Annotated in this window: 20 protein-coding genes; 5 read left to right on the top strand and 15 right to left on the bottom strand. The window is 60.3% G+C overall.

Annotated features, from left to right (window positions below):
• Window positions 1-64 precede the first annotated feature (64 nt).
• Window positions 65-2,704 carry a sensor domain-containing protein gene (locus IE111_RS06760; RefSeq protein ID WP_189607761.1) on the top strand — a complete coding sequence of 880 codons (2,640 nt, stop codon included), beginning with the start codon at window positions 65-67 and terminating at the stop codon, window positions 2,702-2,704.
• Here the strand turns inward: IE111_RS06760 and IE111_RS06765 are convergent, their stop codons facing one another.
• The 6 genes from IE111_RS06765 to IE111_RS06790 all read right to left on the bottom strand — a co-directional run bounded on the left by IE111_RS06765 (window position 2,705) and on the right by IE111_RS06790 (window position 9,066).
• Entirely contained in the window at window positions 2,705-3,331 is a 627-nt protein-coding gene (locus IE111_RS06765) for a LysE family translocator (protein ID WP_189607762.1), read from the bottom strand.
• A gap of 59 nt (window positions 3,332-3,390) precedes the next feature.
• Window positions 3,391-4,305 carry a hypothetical protein gene (locus IE111_RS06770; protein ID WP_189607763.1) on the bottom strand — a complete coding sequence of 305 codons (915 nt, stop codon included), beginning with the start codon at window positions 4,303-4,305 and terminating at the stop codon, window positions 3,391-3,393.
• Between the two features lie 164 nt (window positions 4,306-4,469).
• Window positions 4,470-5,639, bottom strand: coding sequence for a sugar efflux transporter (locus IE111_RS06775; protein ID WP_189607764.1), 1,170 nt, complete (start codon window positions 5,637-5,639; stop codon window positions 4,470-4,472).
• A 419-nt stretch (window positions 5,640-6,058) separates the two neighbouring features.
• The gene (locus IE111_RS06780) at window positions 6,059-7,054 is read right to left on the bottom strand and encodes a potassium channel beta subunit family protein (RefSeq protein ID WP_189607765.1); all 996 of its coding nucleotides are present in this window, start codon (window positions 7,052-7,054) and stop codon (window positions 6,059-6,061) included.
• 75 nt (window positions 7,055-7,129) lie between these two features.
• Complete coding sequence (locus IE111_RS06785) at window positions 7,130-8,071, bottom strand: aldo/keto reductase (protein WP_189607766.1); 942 nt, start codon at window positions 8,069-8,071, stop codon at window positions 7,130-7,132.
• Window positions 8,071-9,066, bottom strand: a complete 996-nt coding sequence (locus IE111_RS06790; protein ID WP_229805270.1) for an aldo/keto reductase — start codon at window positions 9,064-9,066, stop codon at window positions 8,071-8,073. The genes IE111_RS06785 and IE111_RS06790 overlap by 1 nt, the downstream gene beginning before the upstream one ends.
• A 111-nt stretch (window positions 9,067-9,177) precedes the next feature.
• On the opposite strand from IE111_RS06790, the gene IE111_RS06795 reads away from it, so the two are divergent.
• Both IE111_RS06795 and IE111_RS06800 read left to right on the top strand, forming a co-directional pair.
• Window positions 9,178-10,071, top strand: coding sequence for a LysR family transcriptional regulator (locus tag IE111_RS06795; RefSeq protein WP_189607767.1), 894 nt, complete (start codon window positions 9,178-9,180; stop codon window positions 10,069-10,071).
• Between the two features lie 445 nt (window positions 10,072-10,516).
• Window positions 10,517-11,146: a hypothetical protein gene (locus IE111_RS06800; RefSeq protein ID WP_189607768.1), complete on the top strand. Its 630-nt coding sequence runs from the start codon at window positions 10,517-10,519 to the stop codon at window positions 11,144-11,146.
• A gap of 45 nt (window positions 11,147-11,191) precedes the next feature.
• Here the strand turns inward: IE111_RS06800 and IE111_RS06805 are convergent, their stop codons facing one another.
• The 5 genes from IE111_RS06805 to IE111_RS06825 all read right to left on the bottom strand — a co-directional run bounded on the left by IE111_RS06805 (window position 11,192) and on the right by IE111_RS06825 (window position 14,621).
• Entirely contained in the window at window positions 11,192-11,911 is a 720-nt protein-coding gene (locus IE111_RS06805) for a UPF0149 family protein (RefSeq protein ID WP_189607769.1), read from the bottom strand.
• The gene (locus IE111_RS06810; protein WP_189607770.1) at window positions 11,904-12,197 is read right to left on the bottom strand and encodes a DUF1244 domain-containing protein; all 294 of its coding nucleotides are present in this window, start codon (window positions 12,195-12,197) and stop codon (window positions 11,904-11,906) included. The genes IE111_RS06805 and IE111_RS06810 overlap by 8 nt, the downstream gene beginning before the upstream one ends.
• A gap of 10 nt (window positions 12,198-12,207) precedes the next feature.
• The gene (locus tag IE111_RS06815) at window positions 12,208-12,552 is read right to left on the bottom strand and encodes a translation initiation factor Sui1 (RefSeq protein WP_189607771.1); all 345 of its coding nucleotides are present in this window, start codon (window positions 12,550-12,552) and stop codon (window positions 12,208-12,210) included.
• 56 nt (window positions 12,553-12,608) lie between these two features.
• A complete protein-coding gene (locus IE111_RS06820) occupies window positions 12,609-13,268 on the bottom strand; it encodes a DsbA family oxidoreductase (protein WP_189607772.1) in 660 nt (219 codons plus the stop codon).
• Between the two features lie 369 nt (window positions 13,269-13,637).
• Window positions 13,638-14,621 carry an NAD(P)/FAD-dependent oxidoreductase gene (locus tag IE111_RS06825; protein WP_189607773.1) on the bottom strand — a complete coding sequence of 328 codons (984 nt, stop codon included), beginning with the start codon at window positions 14,619-14,621 and terminating at the stop codon, window positions 13,638-13,640.
• A gap of 288 nt (window positions 14,622-14,909) precedes the next feature.
• Between IE111_RS06825 and ribA the strand changes: the two genes are divergently transcribed.
• On the top strand, window positions 14,910-15,527 hold the full coding sequence (gene ribA / locus IE111_RS06830; RefSeq protein WP_189607774.1) for a GTP cyclohydrolase II: 618 nt from the start codon (window positions 14,910-14,912) through the stop codon (window positions 15,525-15,527).
• 145 nt (window positions 15,528-15,672) lie between these two features.
• Here the strand turns inward: ribA and IE111_RS06835 are convergent, their stop codons facing one another.
• Both IE111_RS06835 and IE111_RS06840 read right to left on the bottom strand, forming a co-directional pair.
• The gene (locus IE111_RS06835; protein ID WP_189607775.1) at window positions 15,673-16,578 is read right to left on the bottom strand and encodes an alpha/beta fold hydrolase; all 906 of its coding nucleotides are present in this window, start codon (window positions 16,576-16,578) and stop codon (window positions 15,673-15,675) included.
• A 426-nt stretch (window positions 16,579-17,004) separates the two neighbouring features.
• Window positions 17,005-18,000 carry an NADP-dependent oxidoreductase gene (locus IE111_RS06840; protein WP_189607776.1) on the bottom strand — a complete coding sequence of 332 codons (996 nt, stop codon included), beginning with the start codon at window positions 17,998-18,000 and terminating at the stop codon, window positions 17,005-17,007.
• A gap of 123 nt (window positions 18,001-18,123) precedes the next feature.
• Here IE111_RS06840 and IE111_RS06845 point away from each other — a divergent pair, with 123 nt between their 5' ends.
• A complete protein-coding gene (locus tag IE111_RS06845; RefSeq protein WP_189607777.1) occupies window positions 18,124-19,029 on the top strand; it encodes a LysR family transcriptional regulator in 906 nt (301 codons plus the stop codon).
• Between the two features lie 97 nt (window positions 19,030-19,126).
• On the opposite strand, the gene mnmE is transcribed toward IE111_RS06845, so the two are convergent.
• Together mnmE and yidC are read right to left on the bottom strand one after the other, a co-directional pair.
• Window positions 19,127-20,491, bottom strand: coding sequence for a tRNA uridine-5-carboxymethylaminomethyl(34) synthesis GTPase MnmE (gene mnmE / locus IE111_RS06850; protein WP_189607778.1), 1,365 nt, complete (start codon window positions 20,489-20,491; stop codon window positions 19,127-19,129).
• The gene (gene yidC / locus IE111_RS06855; protein WP_189607780.1) at window positions 20,488-22,185 is read right to left on the bottom strand and encodes a membrane protein insertase YidC; all 1,698 of its coding nucleotides are present in this window, start codon (window positions 22,183-22,185) and stop codon (window positions 20,488-20,490) included. The genes mnmE and yidC overlap by 4 nt, the downstream gene beginning before the upstream one ends.
• Window positions 22,186-22,317 lie beyond the last annotated feature (132 nt).

Here is a 22,317-nt window from a genome sequence, read left to right on the forward strand (position 1 = left end):
GTGCATTTCTGTCCGCCCATGGTCTATGCTGATAGGAAGACCCGGGCACAGACTGAAGGCATTCGTGTCGAAACCTGAAAACGTCACCATCGGAACGGCCAAACTCCTGCTGGACAACTCCTATCGCCTGCTGCATCTGGGAGACAGCGGCGATGTCCTGTCCGATCACGACCTCGAAACCGGGGCGGACTTGCGTCGCCAGTGGCGGGGGTTCGATCGCTGGCTCGAGCGCTATCACCGCGACCCCGGCGACCGAAACAATTTCAGCGACTGCGTGCCCGGTACGCTGGCCAGCCTGACGCGGCTTGGCCGACAACAGCAATTGCTGCATGTATGGCGCCAGCTCGATGTCCTCAAAAGCAGCCTGGCGCTGGTCCGGTTCAACGCCCTGATCTTCGACCGCGACCGACGCCTGGTCTTCAGCAATCAGGCCGCCGAGGATTTCCGCAAGAATCTCGCCTTCGACTCCTGGCGCCCCCTGCTGCCCGATGAATTCGACGAACGGTTCGATGCCTGGCTGGCCGGTCCGCAGGTCGCCGAACTCGAGAAAGAGGCCAGGGGTCAGTACCTGCGCTGGGAAATCAGCAACGATCCGAGCCACCATTATCTGGTCATGGTGTGCCACCCGATGCTGGATCGGGAAAACTACCGCCGTATCCTCGAGTACTCGGTCGACGGCATTTACCAGACCAGCCGCGACGGCGAACTGATCTACGCCAACCACTCCCTGGCCCAGCTGTTCGGTTACGACTCGCCCATGGAGATGAAGAACGAAGTCAGCGAAGTCAGCCGGGATATCTACAGTTACGCCGAGGATCGCCGACGTTTCGTCGACCAGTTGCGACGCGATCAGGAAGTGGTCGGGTTCGAGTGCGAAATGAGACGCAAGGACGGAACCCCGGTCTGGGTTCGCCAGAACGCCCGCTCGGTGAACGACGGCGACGGGCAAATGGAGCACATCATCGGAACCGTGGCGGATGTCACCGCCTTCAAACACTCCGAAATGGCGCGCCTTAAAGCGGAAAAAGACTACCAGCGCCTGTTCGAATCGGCTCAGGCGGGTCTGTTCCAATCGACGGGACAGGGCCGCTTCCTGCGCGTCAACCGGATGCTGGCCGGCTTGCTGGGCTTCGATACACCCGAGGCCTGTGTCGATTTTTACCAGGATCTCGGTCGGGACTTGTACGTCGACGGCCAGTTGCGTGAACGTCTGCTCAGCCGACTCCAGTTACAGAAAAAAATCGCCCATGCGCGGGTGCAGTTCAAGCGCCGCAACGGCGACCACATCTGGGGACTGCTCAACGCCCAGATCGTGCGCAGTCCGGACAGCGACCGGGAGATCATCGAAGGCTCCATCCTGGACATCACCGAACAGGTCGCCGCCGAGAACGAGATCCGCTATCTGGCCGAACACGATGCGCTGACCGGCCTGCCCAACCGCAGTCGCTTCCAGACTCACCTGGAAGACATCTATCAGCACTGGATCGGGCATCATTTTCACGATTTCATCGTCATCTTCCTCGACCTGGACCATTTCAAGGACATCAATGACACCCTCGGCCACCTGGTCGGCGACGCCTTGCTGAACGACATCGCCCAGCGCCTGCAACAACCGCTGAACGCCGTCTACCAGACGTTTCGACTGGGCGGTGACGAGTTCGCCATCGTCATCGACGGCGACTTGAGCGACACCGATCTGAACACCTTCTGCATCCAGGTGTGCCAGCGTGTCAGTCGCGAGTTCGTCCATCAGGACAACCACCTCAAGGTCACCGCCAGCCTGGGTGTGGTTCGCAGCACCCAGCTCGACCTCGACAACCCCGAGACCATGCTCGAGGACATCATGCGCGCCGCGGACCTGGCGCTTTACAGCTGCAAACGCAGCGGCCGGGCCGGTTACCGGTTGTACGAGGAAGCCATGCGGGTGCGGTTGCAGTCCGAGAAGGCGCTGGAAAAACAACTGGCCGAAGCCCTGGAACGGGATGAACTGACGCTCTATTTCCAGCCGGTTTTCGATACCCGACAAACCCGCATCATCGGCGCCGAAGCCCTGATCCGCTGGCCGACCGAAACGGGCATGATCAGTCCCGGTCAGTTCATTCCACTGGCCGAACGTTGCGGGCTGATCGCCGACGTCGATGCCTGGGTTATCCGGCGCGTCACCGACAGCTGCGAACGCCTGGCCGAGCATTACCCCCACCTTAAACTGAGCTTCAACCTCTCGGCGCATCACTTCAACTACGACACCTTCGATCAGCTCCTGGCCCCGGTGCAGGACCGCGTGCGTCTGTGGGGTGCCAACATGGCGGTGGAATTGACCGAACGGGTGATGTTCGAGAACACCGACAAGGTCATCAGTTCGCTGAACGAACTGCGTCGTCACGGTGTGACCATCTCGCTGGATGACTTCGGCACCGGGTATTCATCGCTCAGCTATCTCACCCAGTTCCCGGTCGACAAGATCAAGATCGACCAGAGCTTCATTCGCGACATGCTGAACAACACCACAGCCATGGCTGTGGTTCAGGCGGCCGCCGAAATCGGCCGGACCCTGAAACTCGCGATCAACGCCGAGGGCATCGAAACGGCCGAGCAACTGGCTTTCGTGCAGGGATTGAACATCAACGAGGTGCAGGGGTTCTATCTGGGCCGGCCGATGCCGATGGAAGATTTCATGGCTTTGCTGGAATCGGACTCGGACTGATCAGCCCAGGGCGAGCCAGACGCCGACCGCCATCATCAGGGTGCCGGCCACCCGATTGATCAGGCGGACATTACTTCCCCGGGCCAAAATCCGGCTCAACGTCTTGCCCCCGCTGGCGTAGAGAATCAGCGACAACCACTCGATCATTAATAGAACCGTCACCAGCACCGCCAACTGCGGCGCCAACGGCCGGCTGTCGTCCAGAAACGGCGGCAACAACACCATGAAAAAGGCCCAGCCCTTGGGGTTCGCCACCGCCGTGACAAAACCCTGAACGGCCAACTGCATGCGGCTGGCACCGGCATGCGCCGAATCCCCGGTTTCGGGAATCGCCAGCTTGCCCTTGGACTGCCACATCTGAATGCCCAGCCACATCAGATAAGCGCCGCCGGCCCATTTGAAAGCCGTGAACACCATCGGCGACCCCAGCATGATGGCCGCCACCCCGATCACCGCCATGACAGCGACCAGACCCACACCAACCAGTTCCCCGGCCATCATCCAGAAGGTGCGACGCACCCCGATGGTGATGCCCAGACTCATCGACAGCGTCATGCACATGCCGGGAGTCAGGGAGACCAGGATGAAGGTGGGAATAAAAGCGGCGAGCAGAGCGGTATTGATCATGTAAGGGCCTCGGCAACCCCGTCAATCTGGAGTGTGGACGGGATTGCCTGTTCATGGGACTAATTGCGTTGCAATTCAATGCACTCGGTAATGGAGGACAGCATATATCTGTCGGCAAGCTGACCGCTGTCACTGATCGGCTTGCTGTACGCGTAGAAACGGACGCCAGCACCCTGCTTATTGTAATCACTGAACTGAGAATCGGAATAGGCCACATCCGACCACAACAAACTCAGTGAGTTGCTGCCGTTGTTGACCAACGTGCCTGTCGCTTCCTGAAAATGCGATCCATGGTTGTCATAGCCACCGTCTGCGTCGGGGGCGCACATCACGGAATAGAATGATTCGATGCGCGTGTCATCCAAATTAAAGTTCAGCGTAATGGTTTGACCCAGTGTATCAATCGAACCTGATACAAATTCTGTATCACTGAGAGCCGCATATCCACTGGATTTGTCACTGCCGGTGTACGAATCGGAATATATAAAATCGGCTGAGTCCAAGGCATTCGATTCCGGCAGAGTCACATGGAATTGACGACTGGATACGTTCCCGTCTCGGTCCACGACCCGCAAAGTAAAATTGGTCAGGTTGGACGAATGATGCAGATTGGTGCTGTTGTACCAATAGGAAGTGGTCAACAAACCGTTTTCGTCGATCTGATCGTTGTCCGCTCCCGCCCGAGTATCGTGCAATATTTCGAAACAATCACAATCACTGTATTCCACTTCCACCAGAACAATATCGTCAGGCCCTTTGTCATCCGACAAGTGGGCGACGTACTGGGTCGATAACGTATAGTTCGCAGAGGCATTGGCACTGTATTCCAGAGTATTGGTTCTGATATGCGTGCCAACATCCTTGATCTGCGGGTTTGGATTATCTTCTGATCCTGAGTCGGAGCTTTCGCTGTTACATCCTGTAAACACCAGTCCACTGATCATGCACAAGGCAACGGCCTTCAGTCGAGACATAGTATTTAACCTTTCTTGTTGTGGTTTAAGGGGACGAGCGATGGAGGGGAGGGCCTACCTCAAGGGAGAAGCACTTCTACAACCCTGCGAACCGCAGAACCGAACGACGTGACCGCCTTCCGTTCATCGCATCACGTCATTGGTACACGAACAAGAGCCATACCTCAAGCTGAAGGTGTCGTTTGTGTCCGCCCCTGATGCCGGCCGACCCAGAGCACCATCCCGAAAGCCACCACAGCCAACAGTGCGCAACTGAGGAACACCCAGTCGAACCCGCCGACCTGTGCGATCACGCCGCCGAGGGCTGAACCGGTCAGGCTGCCGATCTTGATGGCATTGGTATAGAGGGTGGAGGCCATGCCGAGGCGGTCTTTCATCAGCGACTGGAAAATGCTGATGCCAAGCCCGGCTGCAAGTCCCACCAAGCCAGCGTTGAACACCTGCAGGACGAGCATGGCGGTGAAACTGTCGAACCACCAGACGCCCAGGTAAAACACCACGCCGCACATCGCCGCCACTTTCAACGGCGCGAACAACGGCCAGCGATGCGCCCGGGCGCCGCCGCCGATCATGATCGGGATTTCCAGCCCGGCCGCCAGACCCATCAGCAGGCCGGGGGCAATGCCCAGCAGACCGAGCACCTCCCGGACATAGATCGGCATATAGACGATGTACATCGAGTTGGCGGCGAACAGCGCGATGATCACGCCCATCAGACCGAGAATCCGCGGGTCGGTCACCGTCACCGATTGGGCCGACTGGGTCAGCCGGGTGTCTTTCAAGCCCGGCAGCATCAACAGGCAGAGCGCGAACAGGCCCGCGGTTATCAGCATCAGGTTGCGAAAGCCGATCTGCTCGAACAACAGATACGCCAGCGGCGGCCCGGCGATCCAGCTCAGCGAAATGGTCGCCCGCAACACCGACTGGAACAGGGCCGCCTGGCGGTCATCGACCTGTTCCCGCGCCAGGGCGAAGAGCTGCGGCTGAGCCGTGGACGACAAACCGAACCAGACCATGCCGGCCATCATCAGTCCCGGATACCATTGAATAAAGCCGAGTCCGACCGACCCCAACATGGAGACGCTGATCGCCACATACAGAATCCGCATCCGGCTCATGCCGGCGTCGGAGCGTTTCGCCAACCATTGGCTGACGCCAATGCCGGCCAGGGTGTTGGCGCCGAAGAAGACACCGATCCACAGCGGCTGAATGCCGAGGTTTTCGGCCAGATGGGTGCTGAGCACCGGAAATACCGATGCGCCCGCCGTACCCAGAAGCAGGCACAGCGTCAGCAGTCGAAGGATGGTCGGTTGTAACCAAAATTGTAGATTCACGGAGTTCCTGTTCGCAGTCTGAGGCAGAGAATGGTGGTCTGTGGTTTCTTCAGCGTTGGCTGGGTTTGATACTGTGGCATAAACTCGCATCGGCTACCCGAGATGCTCACCTGAGGCCGCCGTGAACCCATCCATGGGGGCTTAACTTCGGCATCCATGCCTCAGATATCCTCAGGTGAGCATCCCGGGCATCCGCTGCTAGTCGACAGTGGCACCGAATGCCAGCACCGGGAGGCGGGGTATGCCCTGGAGGGGACATCTGAGGCATGGACTGGTGCGCCAGCCCGGACCGAAGTTAAGCATACATGGATGTATTCACTGCGGTTCCCGGAAGGGCATACCCCGCCTCCCGGTGCGGGTTTTTGCCACTTTAACAAACCCAGCCACGATAGCCTGGGGCCACCCAAGTGCTCCCAAGGCTACTGCCCAAAACGTTCCGGACCGGTCGGGGTATTGCCCAGAATGTGCTCGATGCGTTCCATGACAGCCGCATCGACCCGGTCCAGAATGTCCAGAGTGCGCAGGTTGTCCTGCAACTGGCTCAGGCGGGACGCCCCCAGAATGACGGTGCTGACGTTCGGGTTGTTCAGGCACCAGGCCAGGGCCAGATGGGTCAGACTGATGTCCAGTTCGTCCGCGACCGGCTTCAACTGACGCACCTTCTCCAGACGGGCCTGACCTTCCTCGCTCAACAGCGCATCCTTCAGCCACTCATAGCCCGGCAGGTTCATGCGGCTGTCCTCGGGAATGCCGTCCAGATACTTGCCGGTCAGAATGCCGGACGCCAGCGGCGACCAGATGGTTGTGCCCAGACCGTAGTGTTCGTAGAGCGGGCGGTATTCAGCCTCGAACCGGTCGCGATGGAACATGTTGTATTGCGGCTGCTCCATCGTCGGCGGGGTCAGATGTTCGCGGCGGGCCACGGCGTGCGCTTCGGTGATCTGCTGGGCGCTCCACTCCGACGTGCCCCAGTACATCACCTTACCCTGCTGCACCAGGTTGTGCATGGCGCGGACCGTTTCCTCGACCGGGGTGTCGACGTCCGGCCGGTGACAGAAGAAGAGGTCCAGATAGTCCACTTTCAGGCGTTTCAGGGCCGCGTCGCAGGCGTCGCGTACGTGCTTGGCGGACAGCCCCAGCTGGGTCGGTTTGTCGCCGCCCCAGAACACCTTGGAGGAGACCGCAAAGGTGTCCCGCGGCAGTCCCAGGGCGTTGATGGCGTCGCCCATGATCTTCTCGGATTCGCCGGCCTCGTAGCCTTCGGCGTTGTCGAAAAAGTTGATGCCGGCGTCATAGGCGGTCTGCAACAGTGACTTGGCATCGTTCAGGTCGACCTGCTTACCGAAGGTGACCCAGGACCCCAGCGACAGCGCCGAGACCTTCAAACCGGATTTTCCCAATCGACGATATTCCATGCTGTTTCCTCGTGATTTGCGGTGTAATGATGCGTTTTAGCGTAATTTTCGGGCGGTGCCAGACCTATCGGGACCTTACCAGGGCAACAATTGGCGCCCTTCGTCGGTGAAGCCGTCCCAAAAGGCTTCCAGCTGTTGTCGGTCGGCCGGGTCGAGTCGTCGGCCGTCGGCGGCGAAGTTGGTGTCCAGCTGCGCCATCGAGCGCAGGCCGGGAATCACGCAGCTGACCTCGTCGTAACTGAGCAAATAGGCGAGTGCTTGCTCGGCCAGTGGCCGGCCGCCGTCGGTCAGCCAGTTCAACTGTTCGACCAGTTCGGCCCGGCGCTCGATGTCGGCTCGGCTCCAGCGTGCGCGCACGCCCTCGAATACGGATCGGGCGTTGTATTTGCCGGTCAGCCAACCGCTGTCCAGCGGCACCTTGGTGATGACGCCGACGTCGTTGTCGCGAACGCGGTCGAAGGCCAGGCGAACGTCCTGGTGCAACACATTGAACAACAACTCCAATACCTGGGCGTCGGTGGTGTCGAGCACCTCCCGAACCTGGCAAGCGTAGTCGATGCTGGCGCCGTAGTGGCGCACCTTGCCCTGTTGTTGGGCTTCCTTCATGGCGGCCCAGATCGGGTCCCGGCCGTTCAGATGGTGCAACGGCGGGCTGTGGATCAGCACGACGTCGAGGTAGTCGGTCTGCAATCGCGTCAGAGAGTCGTGCAGACTCCGCCAGAAATGATCCACGCTGTAGTCGGGTTCGCCATCGGGTCGATGACCGAATTTGCTGACCAGCACGACATCCTGGCGATGGCCCGTGAGGCTTTCTCCGAGCAGGCTTTCGCTGCGGGTTTTGGCGTAGTTCGGCGCGGTGTCGAACAGGTTGCAGCCCCGGTCGAGCGCGGTGCGCACCAATTGGTGGGCGGTCTCAGTGCTCATGCCGCCCCATTGGTCGTCGTTGCCCAGTTGCCAGGCGCCGAAGCCGATTTCGGAGACTTCGAGGTCGGTTTTACCCAATCGACGACGGTGCATCAGATGGCCCCCCGAATGTGCGGACGAACCCGGTCGTGATAAAAGCGGGACAGCCGCTCATGCACTTCGGCCTCCAGCGGCGGCAAGGCGGAGACGGTAGCATTATCGGCGATCTGCTCCGGCCGGCTGGCCCCGGTGATAACGCTGCTGACCGCCGGCTGGTCGAGCAGCCAGCGCAGAGCCAGGTGCGGCAGGGTGAGTCCGGGCGGGCAGAACTGTTTCAGCTCTTCGGCCAGGTCGACTCCGGTTTCGAACGGCAGCCCGGCAAAGGTCTCGCCGACAAAGAAGGCGTCGCCGTCGCGGTTGAAGTTGCGATGATCCTCTTCGGCGAATGCGCGGTCTTTGGTCATCTTGCCGGACAACAACCCGCTGGCCAGGCCCAATCGGACGATGACGCCGACCTGACGCTCCAGCGCTCGCGGCAGAACCTGTTCGGCCATGTCCTGGCGCAGCAGGTTGACGATCAATTGCAGGCTGGCGACCTCGGTGTGGTCCAGGCAGTAGAGCGCTTCCTCGACGGTTTCGACGCTGGCGCCGTAGTGTTTGATCAGCCCGTCCTGGCGGAATTCATCCAGCCATTCGAATACCTGGCCACGCTGGATTTCCTCGAACGGGATGCAGTGCAGTTGAACCAGATCCAGCCGGTCGACCTGCAGTCGTTCACGCGAGGCTTCGATGGCGGCTTTCAGGGTATCGCGGCGGTAGCCGTCCGGGTACAGCTCAGGCGTCCGGCCGGCTTTGGTCACGATGACCCGCTTTTCATCGGGGTGGGCGGCATTGTAAGTACCCACTAACCGTTCGCTCTCGCCACCGCCGTAAACGTCGGCGGTGTCCCAGAAGGTGACGCCGTGTTCGGCGGCCGAGTGCAGAATCGCATCGGCCCGGCCTTCCGGAAGCGCGCCCCAATCGCCGCCCAGTTGCCAGCAGCCGAGGCCTATTTCGGACACCGAATACCCGGTTGTCCCCAGGGGGCGTTGTTTTATCGTTGCGGTCATGGCGAAGCTCCTCCCGACAGACTCACATTCAATGGACGGCGGCAGTCTAGTCGCTTTTCAAGACCGGATAATCCTGTAAAAATTAACCATATTCGTTAGCCAGGCTAATCAATGGATCGTTTTTCCGAAATACAGGCCTTCCTGGCTGTCTGCGAGACGGGCAGCTTTACCCGGGCGGCCGAGTCCCTGTCGCTGTCGCGCAGCCGCATCAGCCAGTTGGTCGCCGAACTGGAGGACCGGTTGGGCGTGACCCTGCTGCACCGCACCACCCGGGTGGTGCAGTTGACGCCGGAGGGCGAGCATTTCCGGGTGCGCTGTCAGTCGGGCATTCGCCAGCTGGAATCGGCGGAAGTCAGCCTGAAGCTGATGTCCGAGCGCCTGTCGGGGCCGGTACGGATCAATTCGGTCGGCGGTTTGATCGGGGAATACTATGTGGCGCGGGTGTTGACCGAGGTCGCCGCCCAGCATCCTTCACTGAATATTCATCTTGAGTATTCGAGCCAGCGGGTGGATCTGAACCAGGATCCGGTCGATCTGGTGATTCGCGGCGGCGACGATCCCGGCCCGCATGTGGAGGCCGAGCGCATTGGTCAGTTGGAGTTCATGCTGTGTGCCAGCCCGCGCTATCTGAACCAGGTGGGCTTTCCCCGGCACCCGGATGAGTTGTCGAATTTCAACTGTCTGCGCGGTACGCCCCGGGTATGGCGATTCCATAAAGGCAATGAGACGGTCGAGCATCAGCCGGAGGGCAATTGGTTTTCGCCCAGCAGTCAGGCTCAGTTGTTGGCCGCCGAGCAGGGGTTGGGCATTGCCCGGCTGTCGAATCTGGTGCTGCGGGAGCCATTGCAGCAAGGGCGGGTGATTCAGGTGCTCAATGACTGGCGGATCGCCAATACGTCGCTCTGGCTGGTTTGGGCGGAGCGCACCGAACTGCCCAAACGGGTGCGGACGGTGCGCGATCACTTGATTCGCCGGTTTCACAGTTTTGATCTGGGGAGTCTATAAGTGGCAAAACACGCGAAGGCGGCCGGGTTGTCCTATTCGGGGTCGCGGGGTGTGCTGCCCACTCAATACATCCATGTAGACTAGGTGGCAATCGGTAGGTTGGATTAGCCGAAGGCGTAATCCAACAGGTTTATCGTTGGCACGGTCTGCTTTACGGGCACGGTTTGGATGTTGGATTACGCGCTCACGCGCTAATTCAACCTACTCGTTAGTTGAGTTGACTAGCGTTGGATGCCGGGGATGCCCCTGTGGGGAAGTCCGCAGCAGGGATGCTGCGGTCTAGGCTCCATGGACGGATCTACGCCGACCCCACAGGGGCATCCCCGGCAGCCGACGCGGACCATTGCCTCACGGCCGACCCTAAGTTCTGGAGTATTCAAACCAGTTCACTGGTCGGTCTCGATCGCTGTGATACACTGCCCGAATCGCGATAAGGAGACTTCCCATGCGCCGTTTGCCTCGCTTGTTTCTGTCCTCCGCCGTAATGGCGTGTACCGCTCCCCTGACGCTCGCCGATCCGGGTGCCCTTGACCGGTTCGATTGCCACGATGATGCCGAGACCGGTGAATACCATTGCCATGGTGACGAAGCCCTGGCGGATCTGGGTGGCCTGGCCGTTGGTCTTGGCGGGCGGGCGACAACCTGGATTTACGATGGGGAGGAGACGTACAACCTCTTTATGGGTCCGTCGATCGATGTCGAGGCGGGGCTGGGTATCTTCGCCATTCAGGGCAGTTACCATTACAAATCGCTGGTGAACAGCGATGATGAAATCTATCTGGCGGGCTGGGATATCGGTGCCAAGGTGGGCCGTGGTGTGGCGCGGTATGGCAGTAAGTATTATGTGGCCGCCGGTTATTTCGCCGAGTCGCTGCGCCGTCCTGATGAGGATGATTACAGCATCAGTGGTTTCTACGCCGGTGGCGGCGGTGGGTATAACTGGGATCAGTTCGGGTTCGATGTCCAGGTCGACTGGCACAGCAATTCGGGCTATGAGGAGTACTGGGACGTTCAGGGCGAGCCGGCCGATCTGTTGGTCTTTGCCATCCGTTCCAGTCTGACCTACCGCTTCTGATTTCTTCCGATGAACGGACCGGGTGTTCTTCCCGGTCCGCTTTCTTTATTGCAGACAGCAGTGCTTGTATTTCTTGCCGCTTCCGCACGGGCAGGGGTCGTTGCGACCGACTTTGGATGTTGAGGTCGATGCTTCGCGGACGGCGGCCTGGGCCACCTGGCCGACGGAGATCGACAGTCGGGCGTGCAGGTCGACCGCTTTCGGAAACTGGGCCAGGACCTGATCGGCCAGTTGTTCCGGCCGCATGTCGGTGTCACGTTGGGCGAGGAACTGGCGCGCTTTGTCGGGTGTGGAGAAGAACGTCAGCGCGAACCATTGGCTGTCCAGTTCGGACTTCAGTTCCTGCGGAATCAGTTTCTGCCAGAGCTCACGAACATGCTCGAATCCGGCTTCGAAGCCCAGGCTCCAGTCGTTCAGCGGTTGTCCCGGCTGAATCTGGGCGACGGCGTCCATACCGGTGGTGTTCGGGACGGGGTAGTCCTGTTTCTCGCAGCGCCGTTCGATGTGGCGCTGCAACGACAGCAAGGCGTTCAACGCTTCAGACGGTGATTCGACGTCGGGGAACAGGGGCAATAAGTCTCCTACCCAATCACTCGCCGAGGCCGGAACCGGTGCCTGGCTTACGGCGAACAGGAAACCGTCGACGGCGGCCAGGCTCGGTGGAACCGGGCTGGCCACCCGGGTTTCGGCGTTGGGCAAATGTGCCTGGAGCCATTGTCGGGCCTGGTCGAAATCCAGGCTTTTGATATCGGTGCGTTCAGTCATGCTTGTGCTGTTCAAAGGCGGCTTGTTGATCCGCGGTGGCTTCGGTCTGGTAGTTGGCTTTCCACTCGGCGTAGGGCATGCCGTAGACGATTTCGCGTGCCGACTCTTTGTCGAGTTCGATGCCGCGTTCGGAGGCGGCCTCGGCGTACCAGCGCGACAGGCAGTTACGGCAGAAGCCGGCCAGGTTCATCATGTCGATGTTCTGGACGTCCTTGCGTTCGTCCAGGTGTTGCAGCAAACGGCGAAACGCCGCCGCTTCGATGTCGGTTCGGGTGCTGTCGTCCATTGTTGTCTCCTCAGCCACCGGCTTTCTTGACCGTGTAACCCTGTTTTTGCAGTTCAGCAACCAGCAGGTCGCGCTGGTCACCCTGAATCTCGATGACGCCCGCCTTGACGGTACCCCCGGTACCGCACTTGGCCTTCAGTGTCTTGGCCAGCGCCTTCAGTTCTTTCTCGGCCAGCGGCACTCCGGTGACCAGCGTCACGCCCTTGCCCTTGCGGCCTTTGGTTTCCCGGCTGACGCGAACAATACCGTCACCCGCAGGTACCGTATCGGTTTTCGTTTTGCACCGGCATTCGGTTTTCAATTCGCCGCAGTCCGGGCAATGCCGCCCCGTTTCGGTGCTGTAAACCAGACCCATCACGAACCTCGTTTAGTCGGATTGAGGGCGGCGCAGTTTATCACAGCAGCGGGGCATCACGCCTCGGCCGTGTTCATCTCCCGGGCAATGTCGCGCAATGCTTGTTCGAAGACTTCGGTGGGTTGACCGCCGGTGATCGCGTACTTGCCATTAACCACGAAGGTCGGCACCGACTGGACACCCATCCGCTGCCAATGCTGTTCCTCTTCGCGCACCTCGGCCGCATAGTCGTCGCTGTCCAGTACGCGCCGCGCTTCTTCGCCATCGAGACCGGCATCTTCGACCGCTTTCATCAGTACGTCCGGGTCGTTCACGTCGGACCGGTCGGTGAAGTAGGCCTGGAACAACCGCAGCTTTAGGTCGGTCTGGTGGCCCGAGGCCTTTGCCCAGGCCAAGAGTCGATGGCAGTTGAAGGTGTTCTGTACCTTCATATCGTCGGTGAAATTGAAGGTGAAACCCACAGCCTGACCGGCCTCGCTGATGCGCTGGCGACTGGCTTCACTCTGTTCACGGGTCATCCCGTATTTCTGCATGATGTGTTCGCGCCAGTTCTCGCCTTCAAGCGGCGACTCCGGCCGCAATTCGAAGGCATGCCAGCTCAGGTCGACCTCCAGTTCGCCGTTCAGACGAGCCAGTGCTTCTTCCAGGTGTTTGTAGCCAATGACGCACCAGGGGCAGGCGACATCCGAGACCACGTCGACGGTTAAGGTTTGCATCACTCTTCCTGTTCAATCGGGGGTAGGGTTGGAAACACGGTTTCATTTTGTAAAGGCCTGAAAGGCCGATGAATCATTGGATGGGGGCGGTTCGGGCGATGAAAAAGCCGGGGAGTGTTGCATTATGTAGTCGACACCGCGTCAATCTACGACTTTAGTCTATAGGATCCATGTCGAAGCCAGGCAAACCAAGGAGGCCTTATGCATCCCATGCCCGAAGGCCGGCCAGCCGGCCAACCGCACTCCAAAGGCATCATCGCCGTCGGCATTGTCCAGGGCTTGCTGTTAACCGCCACGCTCTTTCTGCTGGCGCTCTGAGAGCCAGTCGGACCGGGGAGCCCGTTTCGGGCTCCTCACCCCTCACAGCCTCTATTGCCAGACCTCGATCACCTCGTGAGCCAGATTCACCGCGCTCTGCCAGGCATCCTCCAGGCGGTCGCCCAATATCCAGTCACCCGCCAGTCCGATGCGCAGGCGTTCATCCCACTGCGGGATCTCGATCCGGGCCGGGCCCGACCGGGCGTAGAGCCAGCGGTGCTTGAAACTGCCCGCCAATTCCGGCAGGTCCCGGGGCGCCAGTTTGCGCAACAACGTCAGACACTGTTGCTGCAAAAGACTGTCCGGCGCATCGAGGTGATTGCCCGTCCAGGTCGGCGAGAAATGCATGACCCAGACTTCGGGCGATGGTTCGCGACCGGGCTTGCTGCTGTCGCGCGCCGCCCAGTTGATCACGCCCTCCTGGACGAAGTAGCCGTCGGACTCGATGCCGGTGTCGTCTTCGAACGCCAGTGCCATCGACCAGGTCGGCAGCATGGTCGCACCGCGCAACGGCACTTCGGCACGCGAACCCGAGGGCAGCAAGGCCAGGCTCTGCGCCAGGGGCGCGGTCAGAAAGACGGCGTCGAATTGCCCATAGTGTTCACCGGCGTCATCCCAGAGCCGCCATTGATGGTCGACCCGTTCGAGGCGGTCGACCCGTGTCTGCAGGAACAGGTCGATGCCTTCGCTCATACCGAGCACCATGGCGTTCATCGACGGGGTACCGACGTATCGAATCGACGTTTCCTCGGCCGGGTGAAACCCGTCCCGGTCGTATACCAGAGGCTCGATCGCCCAGGGCTGAACCCAACCGTTGGCCTCCCAGTCATCGACCACCTTCTGAAAGGCGTTGTCGCGAACGGTGAAGAATTGCGCGCCGTGGTCCGCCTGCCATCCCTCTCGCCGTCGGGTGGCCAAGCGACCGCCGCGGCCGCGGCTCTTCTCGAACACCTGACAATGGTGGCCGGCGGCGGTCAGTTCACGGGCGAGGGTCATGCCCGACAAGCCGGCCCCTACGATTGCAAAGACTGCCATGAGATGGCTCCTCCCCATTCAGTCGGTATCGTTACTTGCTCGTCTTTACTCTACTCCGTTCGCCGCGTCTTGCCAGCCGGCGAACGCCCCACTGTATTCGGTACTCGATGCCTCCGCCCGGATGCGACCGGGTTGTCCACCTGGACCGGAAAAACACATTCTCGGTTCAACCCCTTGCGGGACACGACCCGGACGCTGAGAATACCGGTCGAACCGTCGAACAGATCACCTTTTAATATGGGCTGCCGGCCTTATTAACCAAGGCAGACCCCGTTTTCAGAGACCAAGATGACAGTCACTCAACGCGCCAGTGTCACGATCCCGCTGGGCGAAGCCGCCGTGTCCACCCGCTTCGTCAGTTTCGACCACCTCAGCGATCATAAAGAACACATCGCCATTCTGTACGGTGAACCGGAATCCCAGGACGCCCCGCTGGTTCGGCTGCACAGCGAATGCCTGACCGGGGACGTGTTCGGCTCGCAACGCTGCGATTGTGGTGAACAACTGCACGAAGCCCAGCGCCTGTTGTCGGAGCAGGGCGGTATCCTGCTTTATCTGCGCCAGGAAGGGCGCGGCATCGGCCTGTACAACAAGCTCGATGCCTATGCGCTGCAGGACAACGGCATCGACACCTACACCGCCAACGAGATGCTCGGCTTCGCTCACGACCTGCGCGATTTCCGCCCCGCCGCCGAGATGCTGAAAGGCCTCGGCATCACTCGCATTCGGTTGTTATCGAACAATCCTCACAAGTCGACCCAACTGGAGGAATTCGGCATCGAAGTGGTGGACCGGATGGAGACCGGCGTCTACGTCAACCGCCACAACGCCGCCTACCTCAAGGCCAAGGTCGACCAGCAGGCGCACAGCATCCGGCTCGACAAGGAGCACTTCAAGAAGCTGTGAATAAACTGCCCCTAGGATAGTTCATCGCGACCACCGTCGTGGCCGGGAAGGCCAAATTCCAATGTAAAGGTGACCGGTGGTCGTCAACGGTTTGTGGATAACTGCGGGGATAACGCCTGAACAGACTGTGCATGATCCGCACGGATCAGGCGGGTCGGGCGATACACGACAACAGGTGCTCCCACACCTCCGAGGCGTTGATCTCATTGACCAGTTCGTGGCGCCCGCCCTCGAACAAACGCGTCGATCCGACGGTCACTCCCGCCGCGCGAATCGCCTCGATGTGCTTGGCGATGCCCTTACCCATCTCCCCGACCGGATCGTCGGTGCCGGACATCACATGCACCGGCAAATCCTTGCGCCATCGGGTCGGATCGATGGTCATCATGCCGCCGATAAAATCGCTCCACAGCTGCGTCGTGCAACCGAACCCGCAATAGGCGTCCTCCAGATACTCATCCACCTGGACCGGATCCCGGCTCAACCAGTCGTGACTGGTCCGATTCGGCTTGAACTGCTTGTTGAAGGCACCGAACGTCATGCCCTCGATCAAATCGCTGACATGGCGAGGACCGCGCACCGCCTTGATCGCATCGACCATCCATTTGGACACCCGCAACTGCGGCTTATTGATACGATTGGTCGCACTCAGCACCAACGCATCCAATCGATCGCCAAACCGTTGCGCATAACTCTGGGCGATAAACGATCCCATACTGTGACCGAACAGCGTCACCGGCCGACCCGGCTCCAGCGACTTCGCATAGCTCACCACATCATCGAGATCCGTCACCACCATGTTCCAGCCGTCGCTGTCCGCGTAATGACCTAGATCCTTGTCGTCGCAGTGATCACTGTGCCCGCGATGCTCGACGGCCACCACAGCCACATCGCGCTCCGTCAGCCACTCCGCCAAAGGGGCATAGCGACTGGCGTGTTCCGCCATACCGTGGGAAATAACCAAGACTGAATTCGGCTCACGCGGGCGCCAGACCTTGACCGGAATCTCATGGTCATCGCTTGCGGGCAACAGTTCTTCGAGGTATTGCATGAGAGGGAGTCCTGTCCGAGGTTTGACGCAAGACTGTCACCTGGCATCCCGCAGGTCCAGCCTGATTAACCGATTGTTGGAATAGGGGAATGGTTGGGGGTTGTTCAAGGAGATTCTCAGTGGGAAGAGTGGTTAATCAAAGAAATACATAGCCAATGGTTAGCTGGTTTCTGAGTTCGACTAGGCTCAGTGGCATTGGTCCGCGTCGGCTACCGGGTATGCCCCTGTGGGGTCGGCGTAGATCCATCCATGGAGCCTAGACCGCAGCATCCCTGCTGCGGACTTCCCCACAGGGGCATACCCGGCATCCGCCGCTGGTCTACTCGGCGAACTCAGAAACCAGAGTATTTGTATTCATCGACACCCCATTGGTGTTTCCCCCTAGAAGGGATTCCTCAATATCCCATGGCTATTCCATATCTCCGACTACAGTTCGACGATCAACTTGCCCTTGTTCTCGCCGGTGAAGAAGAGGTTCAGACCGGTCATGGCCGAATCCAGTCCTTTCAATGTGTGGGACCGATACTGGATCCGGCCCGACTGAACATGGGGCATTAATTTACCCAGAATCGTGGGAGCCTCATGCAGGTGATCCGGCATGGTGAACCCCTGGATCGTGAGGCGCTTCTTGATCACCGGAATCCAGTTCGGGCCGGGCTTCGGCTTACCGGTGTAGTCCGCGATCATGCCGCAGACCACGATGCGACCGTGTGCGTTCATGCGCTCGACGATCAACGGCTGAATATCCCCGCCGGTATTCTCGAAGAAGACATCGATACCGTCGGGCGCCAGCTCATCCAACCGGGCCGCCAGATCGTCCGTCCGGTAATTGATCGCCCCATCGAACCCCAGAGTGTTCACAATCCAATCGCACTTCTCATCGGAGCCGGCGACACCAATGACGTTCAAGCCTTCCGCCTTGGCCAACTGACCGACAATCGAGCCGACGGAACCCGCGGCCCCGGTCACGATCAGCGTCTCGCCCGAACGGGGATGACCGAAATCGTACAGCCCCTTGGTCGCCGTCAATCCCGGCAGGGCCATGACGGACAGGACCGCCTCCGGCGACAGATCGGCATCCAGACGATTAACGCCGCTGCCGTCGCTCAAGGCATATTCCTGCCAACCGAACATACCCATCACGCGGTCCCCCTCCTGAAAATCCGGATGACGGGAAGAGACCACTTCGCCCAGGCCGGAAGAGCGCATGACGGTGCCCAGCTCCACCGGCGGCACATAGCTGTCCGTATCCGGAGACATCCAGCCCAGCATCGCGGGGTCCAGCGACATATGGGTCTGGCGCACCAGGAATTCGCCGTCTGCCGGCTCCGGGATGGTTTTTTCAACTTTCTCGAACAGGTCCGGGCCGATCGGGCCGCCTGTGGGTCGTTTTACCAGATTGATCGCGGTGTAGGTCGACATAGTGGTTGCTCCTCGTTTTTCGGCACACTGTGTAGTGACACACCGCAATATTGAGACACCATTACAGATAAAACAGTCCTGAATCTGCTAAAGTTCTTTGTCTTTCCGACAACAATGAAACTTATGGATAAACTGCGCGCACTTCAGTATTACGTCCGGGTCGTCGAGGAAGGCAACTTCAGTCGGGCCGCACGCCACTTTTCGGTACCGCCCTCGTCGCTGTCCCGCCGGGTGGCCGATCTGGAGGCTCATTTGGGCGCCACCCTTTTGAAGCGTTCCACCCGACACGTTCAGCCGACCGAAGTCGGTCTGTTGTATTACGACAACGCCCGGGACATTCTCGAACGCCTGGCCGCCAGTGACGAGGCCGTCAGCCACTATCAGTCCCGACCGATGGGTCGGCTGCGCGTCAGCGCCACCGTAGGCTTCGGCGAAACCATCCTGTTGCCGGTACTGGACCGATTCACCCGGCAGTATCCGGACATCACCCTGGACGTGCGGCTGAGCGATGAGCTCAGTGTGCTCGACCGCGACGACATCGACCTGGCGATTCGTGGCGGCTACGCCCCGGACGAACGCGTGATCGGCATCAAGCTGATGGACAACACCTTCGTGCCGGTCGCCTCACCCGCTTATCTGGATCGGGCCGGGTATCCCCGGCACCCGCTGGACTTGCGCCAACACTCGGGCCTGTATTTTCAGACGCCACAAGGTCCCACCCCCTGGCTTTGCCGGATCGACGGCCACTGGCAGGACGTCTCGGGGCCGCCGGCCGTGATCAGTAACGCCGGTCGCTGGCTGCTGGATCAGGCGGTGGCCGGAAAAGGCATCCTGATGATGCCCCGCTGGGCGCTGCAGCCCTCGCTCGACACCGGTGAACTGGTGCAACTCGACCTCACGCCGACGCCGGTGATAACCCGAAACCCGGACATCGGCATCTATTTGCTTTACCAGAAACTGCGTTACCGGGTGCCCAAGGTCCGCGCCGCGGTGGATTTTCTGACGGCGCACTTCGATCAACCGTCCTGATTCAATGGCCTCGAAGGTCATCAAAGGAACCATGGATCTGGACGGGGCCTGTGGGTAACTGGCTTGAAGAGCTGTGAATAAGCTGAGGGAAGGGTGTTTATTTGCCGATGCAAAAACTGGAAAAGATGCGTCCCAGCAGGTCGTCGGAGGTGAACTCACCGGTGATTTCATTCAGCGACTGCTGCGCCTGACGCAAGTCTTCGGCCAGCAATTCGCCGGCGGCGGCGCCGAGCAGTTGATCCCGCCCGGAGCGCAGTGACTGGTCTGCGCGAGTCAGTGCGTCCAGATGTCGGCGACGGGCGATGAAGCCGCCTTCGTGGTTGCCTTCGAACCCCATCAGCTGTTTCAGGTGCTCGCGCAGGGCGTCGATGCCCGCCTCGCCCTTGGCCGAGAGGCGAATGACCGGCGGTTCGGAAGCTGTGGATAATCCTGGGGATTCTTCGCTGAGATCGATCTTGTTGCGCACCACGGTCAGGGGCGCATGTTCCGGCAGGCGATGCACAAAATCCGGCCAGATGGTTTCCGGATCCACCGCATCGGTCTCGGTGGCATCCACCATCAGCAGGATGCGATCGGCCTGTTCGATTTCCTGCCAGGCCCGTTCGACGCCGATGCGCTCGACTTCGTCCGGCGAATCCCGCAGACCGGCTGTGTCGATGATGTGCAGCGGCATACCGTCGATGTGGATATGTTCGCGCAAGACGTCCCGCGTGGTCCCGGCAATGTCGGTGACAATGGCGCGGTCCTGACCGGCCAGGGCATTCAGCAGGCTGCTCTTGCCGGCGTTGGGTCGCCCGGCGATGACCACCCGCATGCCTTCGCGCATCAAACTGCCCTGGTTCGCGGTTTTCAGCACGGTACCGAGCTGATCGATGATGCGATCGAGATCCGCCTGGACCTTGCCGTCGGACAGGAAATCGATCTCTTCCTCGGGAAAATCGATGGCCGCCTCGACGTAGATGCGCAGCTCAATCAGTTGCTCCACCAGCTTGTGGATTTCCTGTGAAAAAGCTCCCTGAAGCGAACGCACGGCGGAACGGGCCGCCTCGGTTGAACTGGCGTCGATCAGGTCGGCGATGGCTTCGGCCTGGGCCAGGTCCAGTTTATCGTTCAGAAAAGCGCGCTCGGAAAACTCACCCGGACGGGCCAGCCGGGCCCCGAGGGCCAGAATACGCTGAATCAGCAGATCCAGGATGACCGGGCCGCCATGGCCGTGCAGTTCCAGCACGTCTTCGCCGGTAAAGGAATGTGGATTGGGAAAGTAGAGCGCGATGCCTTCGTCCAGCACCTGGCCGGCGTCATCGTAGAAGGGGCCATAGTGGGCGTAACGGGGTTTGGGCGTATGGCCGAGCAGGGCGGCGGCGATGGTCGCCGCCTGGTCACCGGATACCCGGACAATGCCGACACCGCCACGTCCGGGCGGTGTCGCCAATGCACAGATGGTATCGCGGTCGCCGATCACGCTTTCTCTTTCTGTTGTTCCGCTTTTTCGAACTGGCGGTTCACGATCCACTGCTGAACGATGGTGGAAACGTTGTTGACGAACCAGTACAGCGTCAGACCGGCCGGGAACCAGAGGAACATGAAGGTGAACACCAGCGGCATCATCTTCATCATGCGGGCCTGCATCGGGTCCATGTTCGGCTGCTGCTGCATCTGCATTTGCAGGAACATGGAGCCGCCCATCAACAACGGCAGTACGAAGAAGGGATCCTTGATCGACAAATCCTGAATCCAGAAAATGAACGGCGACTGGCGCAGTTCAACCGACTCCATCAACACCCAGTAGAGGGCGATGAAGACCGGCATCTGAATCAGGATCGGCAGGCAGCCGCCCATCGGGTTCAGCTTTTCCTTCTTGTACAGCTTCATCATTTCCTGACCGAGGCGCTGGCGGTCGTCGCCGTACTGTTCGCGAAGCTGCGTCATCTTCGGCGCGAACTTGCGCATCTTGGCCATGGAGCGGTAGCTGGAGGCGGTCAGCGGATAGAGCACTGTCTTGACCGTCAGGGTCATCAGCACGATGGCCCAGCCCCAGTTGCCGGTCAGGCTGTGCATAAACTGCAGCAGCTTGAACAACGGCTGGGCGGCCCACCAGAGCCAGCCGTAATCGACGGTCAGTTCCAGGTGCGGGGAAATCTCGGCCAGGCGATCCTGGTCTTTCGGGCCGACGTACAATTGGGAACCGGTGGAGGCGGTCTCGCCCGGTGCCACGGTGATAGACGGCGACTGGAAGCCGGCGTAGTAGTAGCTGTTGGGCAACTGGCGGGCGTAGTAGTTGTGGCGCTGTTCTTCGGCCGGCACCCAGGCCGACAGGAAGTAGTGCTGCAGGATCGCGACCCAGCCGCCTTGCTGCTCGACGCGGAAGGTTTCGTCTTCCATGTCTCCGAAGGAGACTTTCTTGTAGCGGTCGTCCGGGGTGGTCAGGGCCGCACCCAGGTAGGAGGCCATGCCGATAGCGCCGCCGGCACTCGGATCGTCGGAGCCGTCCCGCTTGAGCTGGCCGAACATGTTGGCGGTGATTGAAGCATCGGTGTTGTTGCGGATGTCGTAGCGTACGTCGATGAGGTAGCTGCCCCGGGTCACGGTGATGACCTTGTCGACGATCAGGCCGGCGTCCGTGGTGTGGGTCAGGGTGACTTCGAGCTGCTCCTGGGATTCATCCAGTTCGTAGCGGTTTTGCTCGGCCTGGTAACGGGCCCGGGTCTCGGTGTCGATGCCGTCGGGGCCAACCAGGCCGCTCATGGCGGTGTAGGTGCGTTGGCCGCTCTCCAGCAGGGTGAAGGGGATCTCCGGTGTGTCGACGCGGAACGGGTATTTCGGCAGGCTGGCGTGGGTAATGTCGCCGCCGTTCAGGTTGATGCGCAGGTTGAGCGCGTCGGTGCTGACTTCGATCTGGTCGCCGTCGGCGCCGCCCTGGGTGGCCGGGGTTTCGGTCCGATTGCCGGTGTCCGCTGGCGCGGCGGCCGGGACGTCGGAGGAGGAGGCGGTCGATTGCGGTGCCTCGGATGTGGGCACGTCGACGCCGGCTTCGCTGCTCAGGCTGCTGGTCGGTTGCTCGGGCGGAGCTTCGGCGTAGTCCTGGGACCACTGCAGTACCAATAGATATGAGACCACGGCCAAGCCCGCGATCAAGACGATACGACGCACATCCATAATCTTGTTCCAGTCAGATCATTGACCCTGGATGGGGAAGCCGCTGACGTCCGGTTGGGAGGCCAGAAACAAGCGGATAAAGGGGTTTGCTTCCCGAAGTCCAGGCTGGGTAAAAAAGCGCCGAAATGGTAC

This window comes from Saccharospirillum salsuginis, from assembly GCF_014651855.1.
Classification (GTDB): Bacteria; Pseudomonadota; Gammaproteobacteria; order Pseudomonadales; family Natronospirillaceae; genus Saccharospirillum; species Saccharospirillum salsuginis.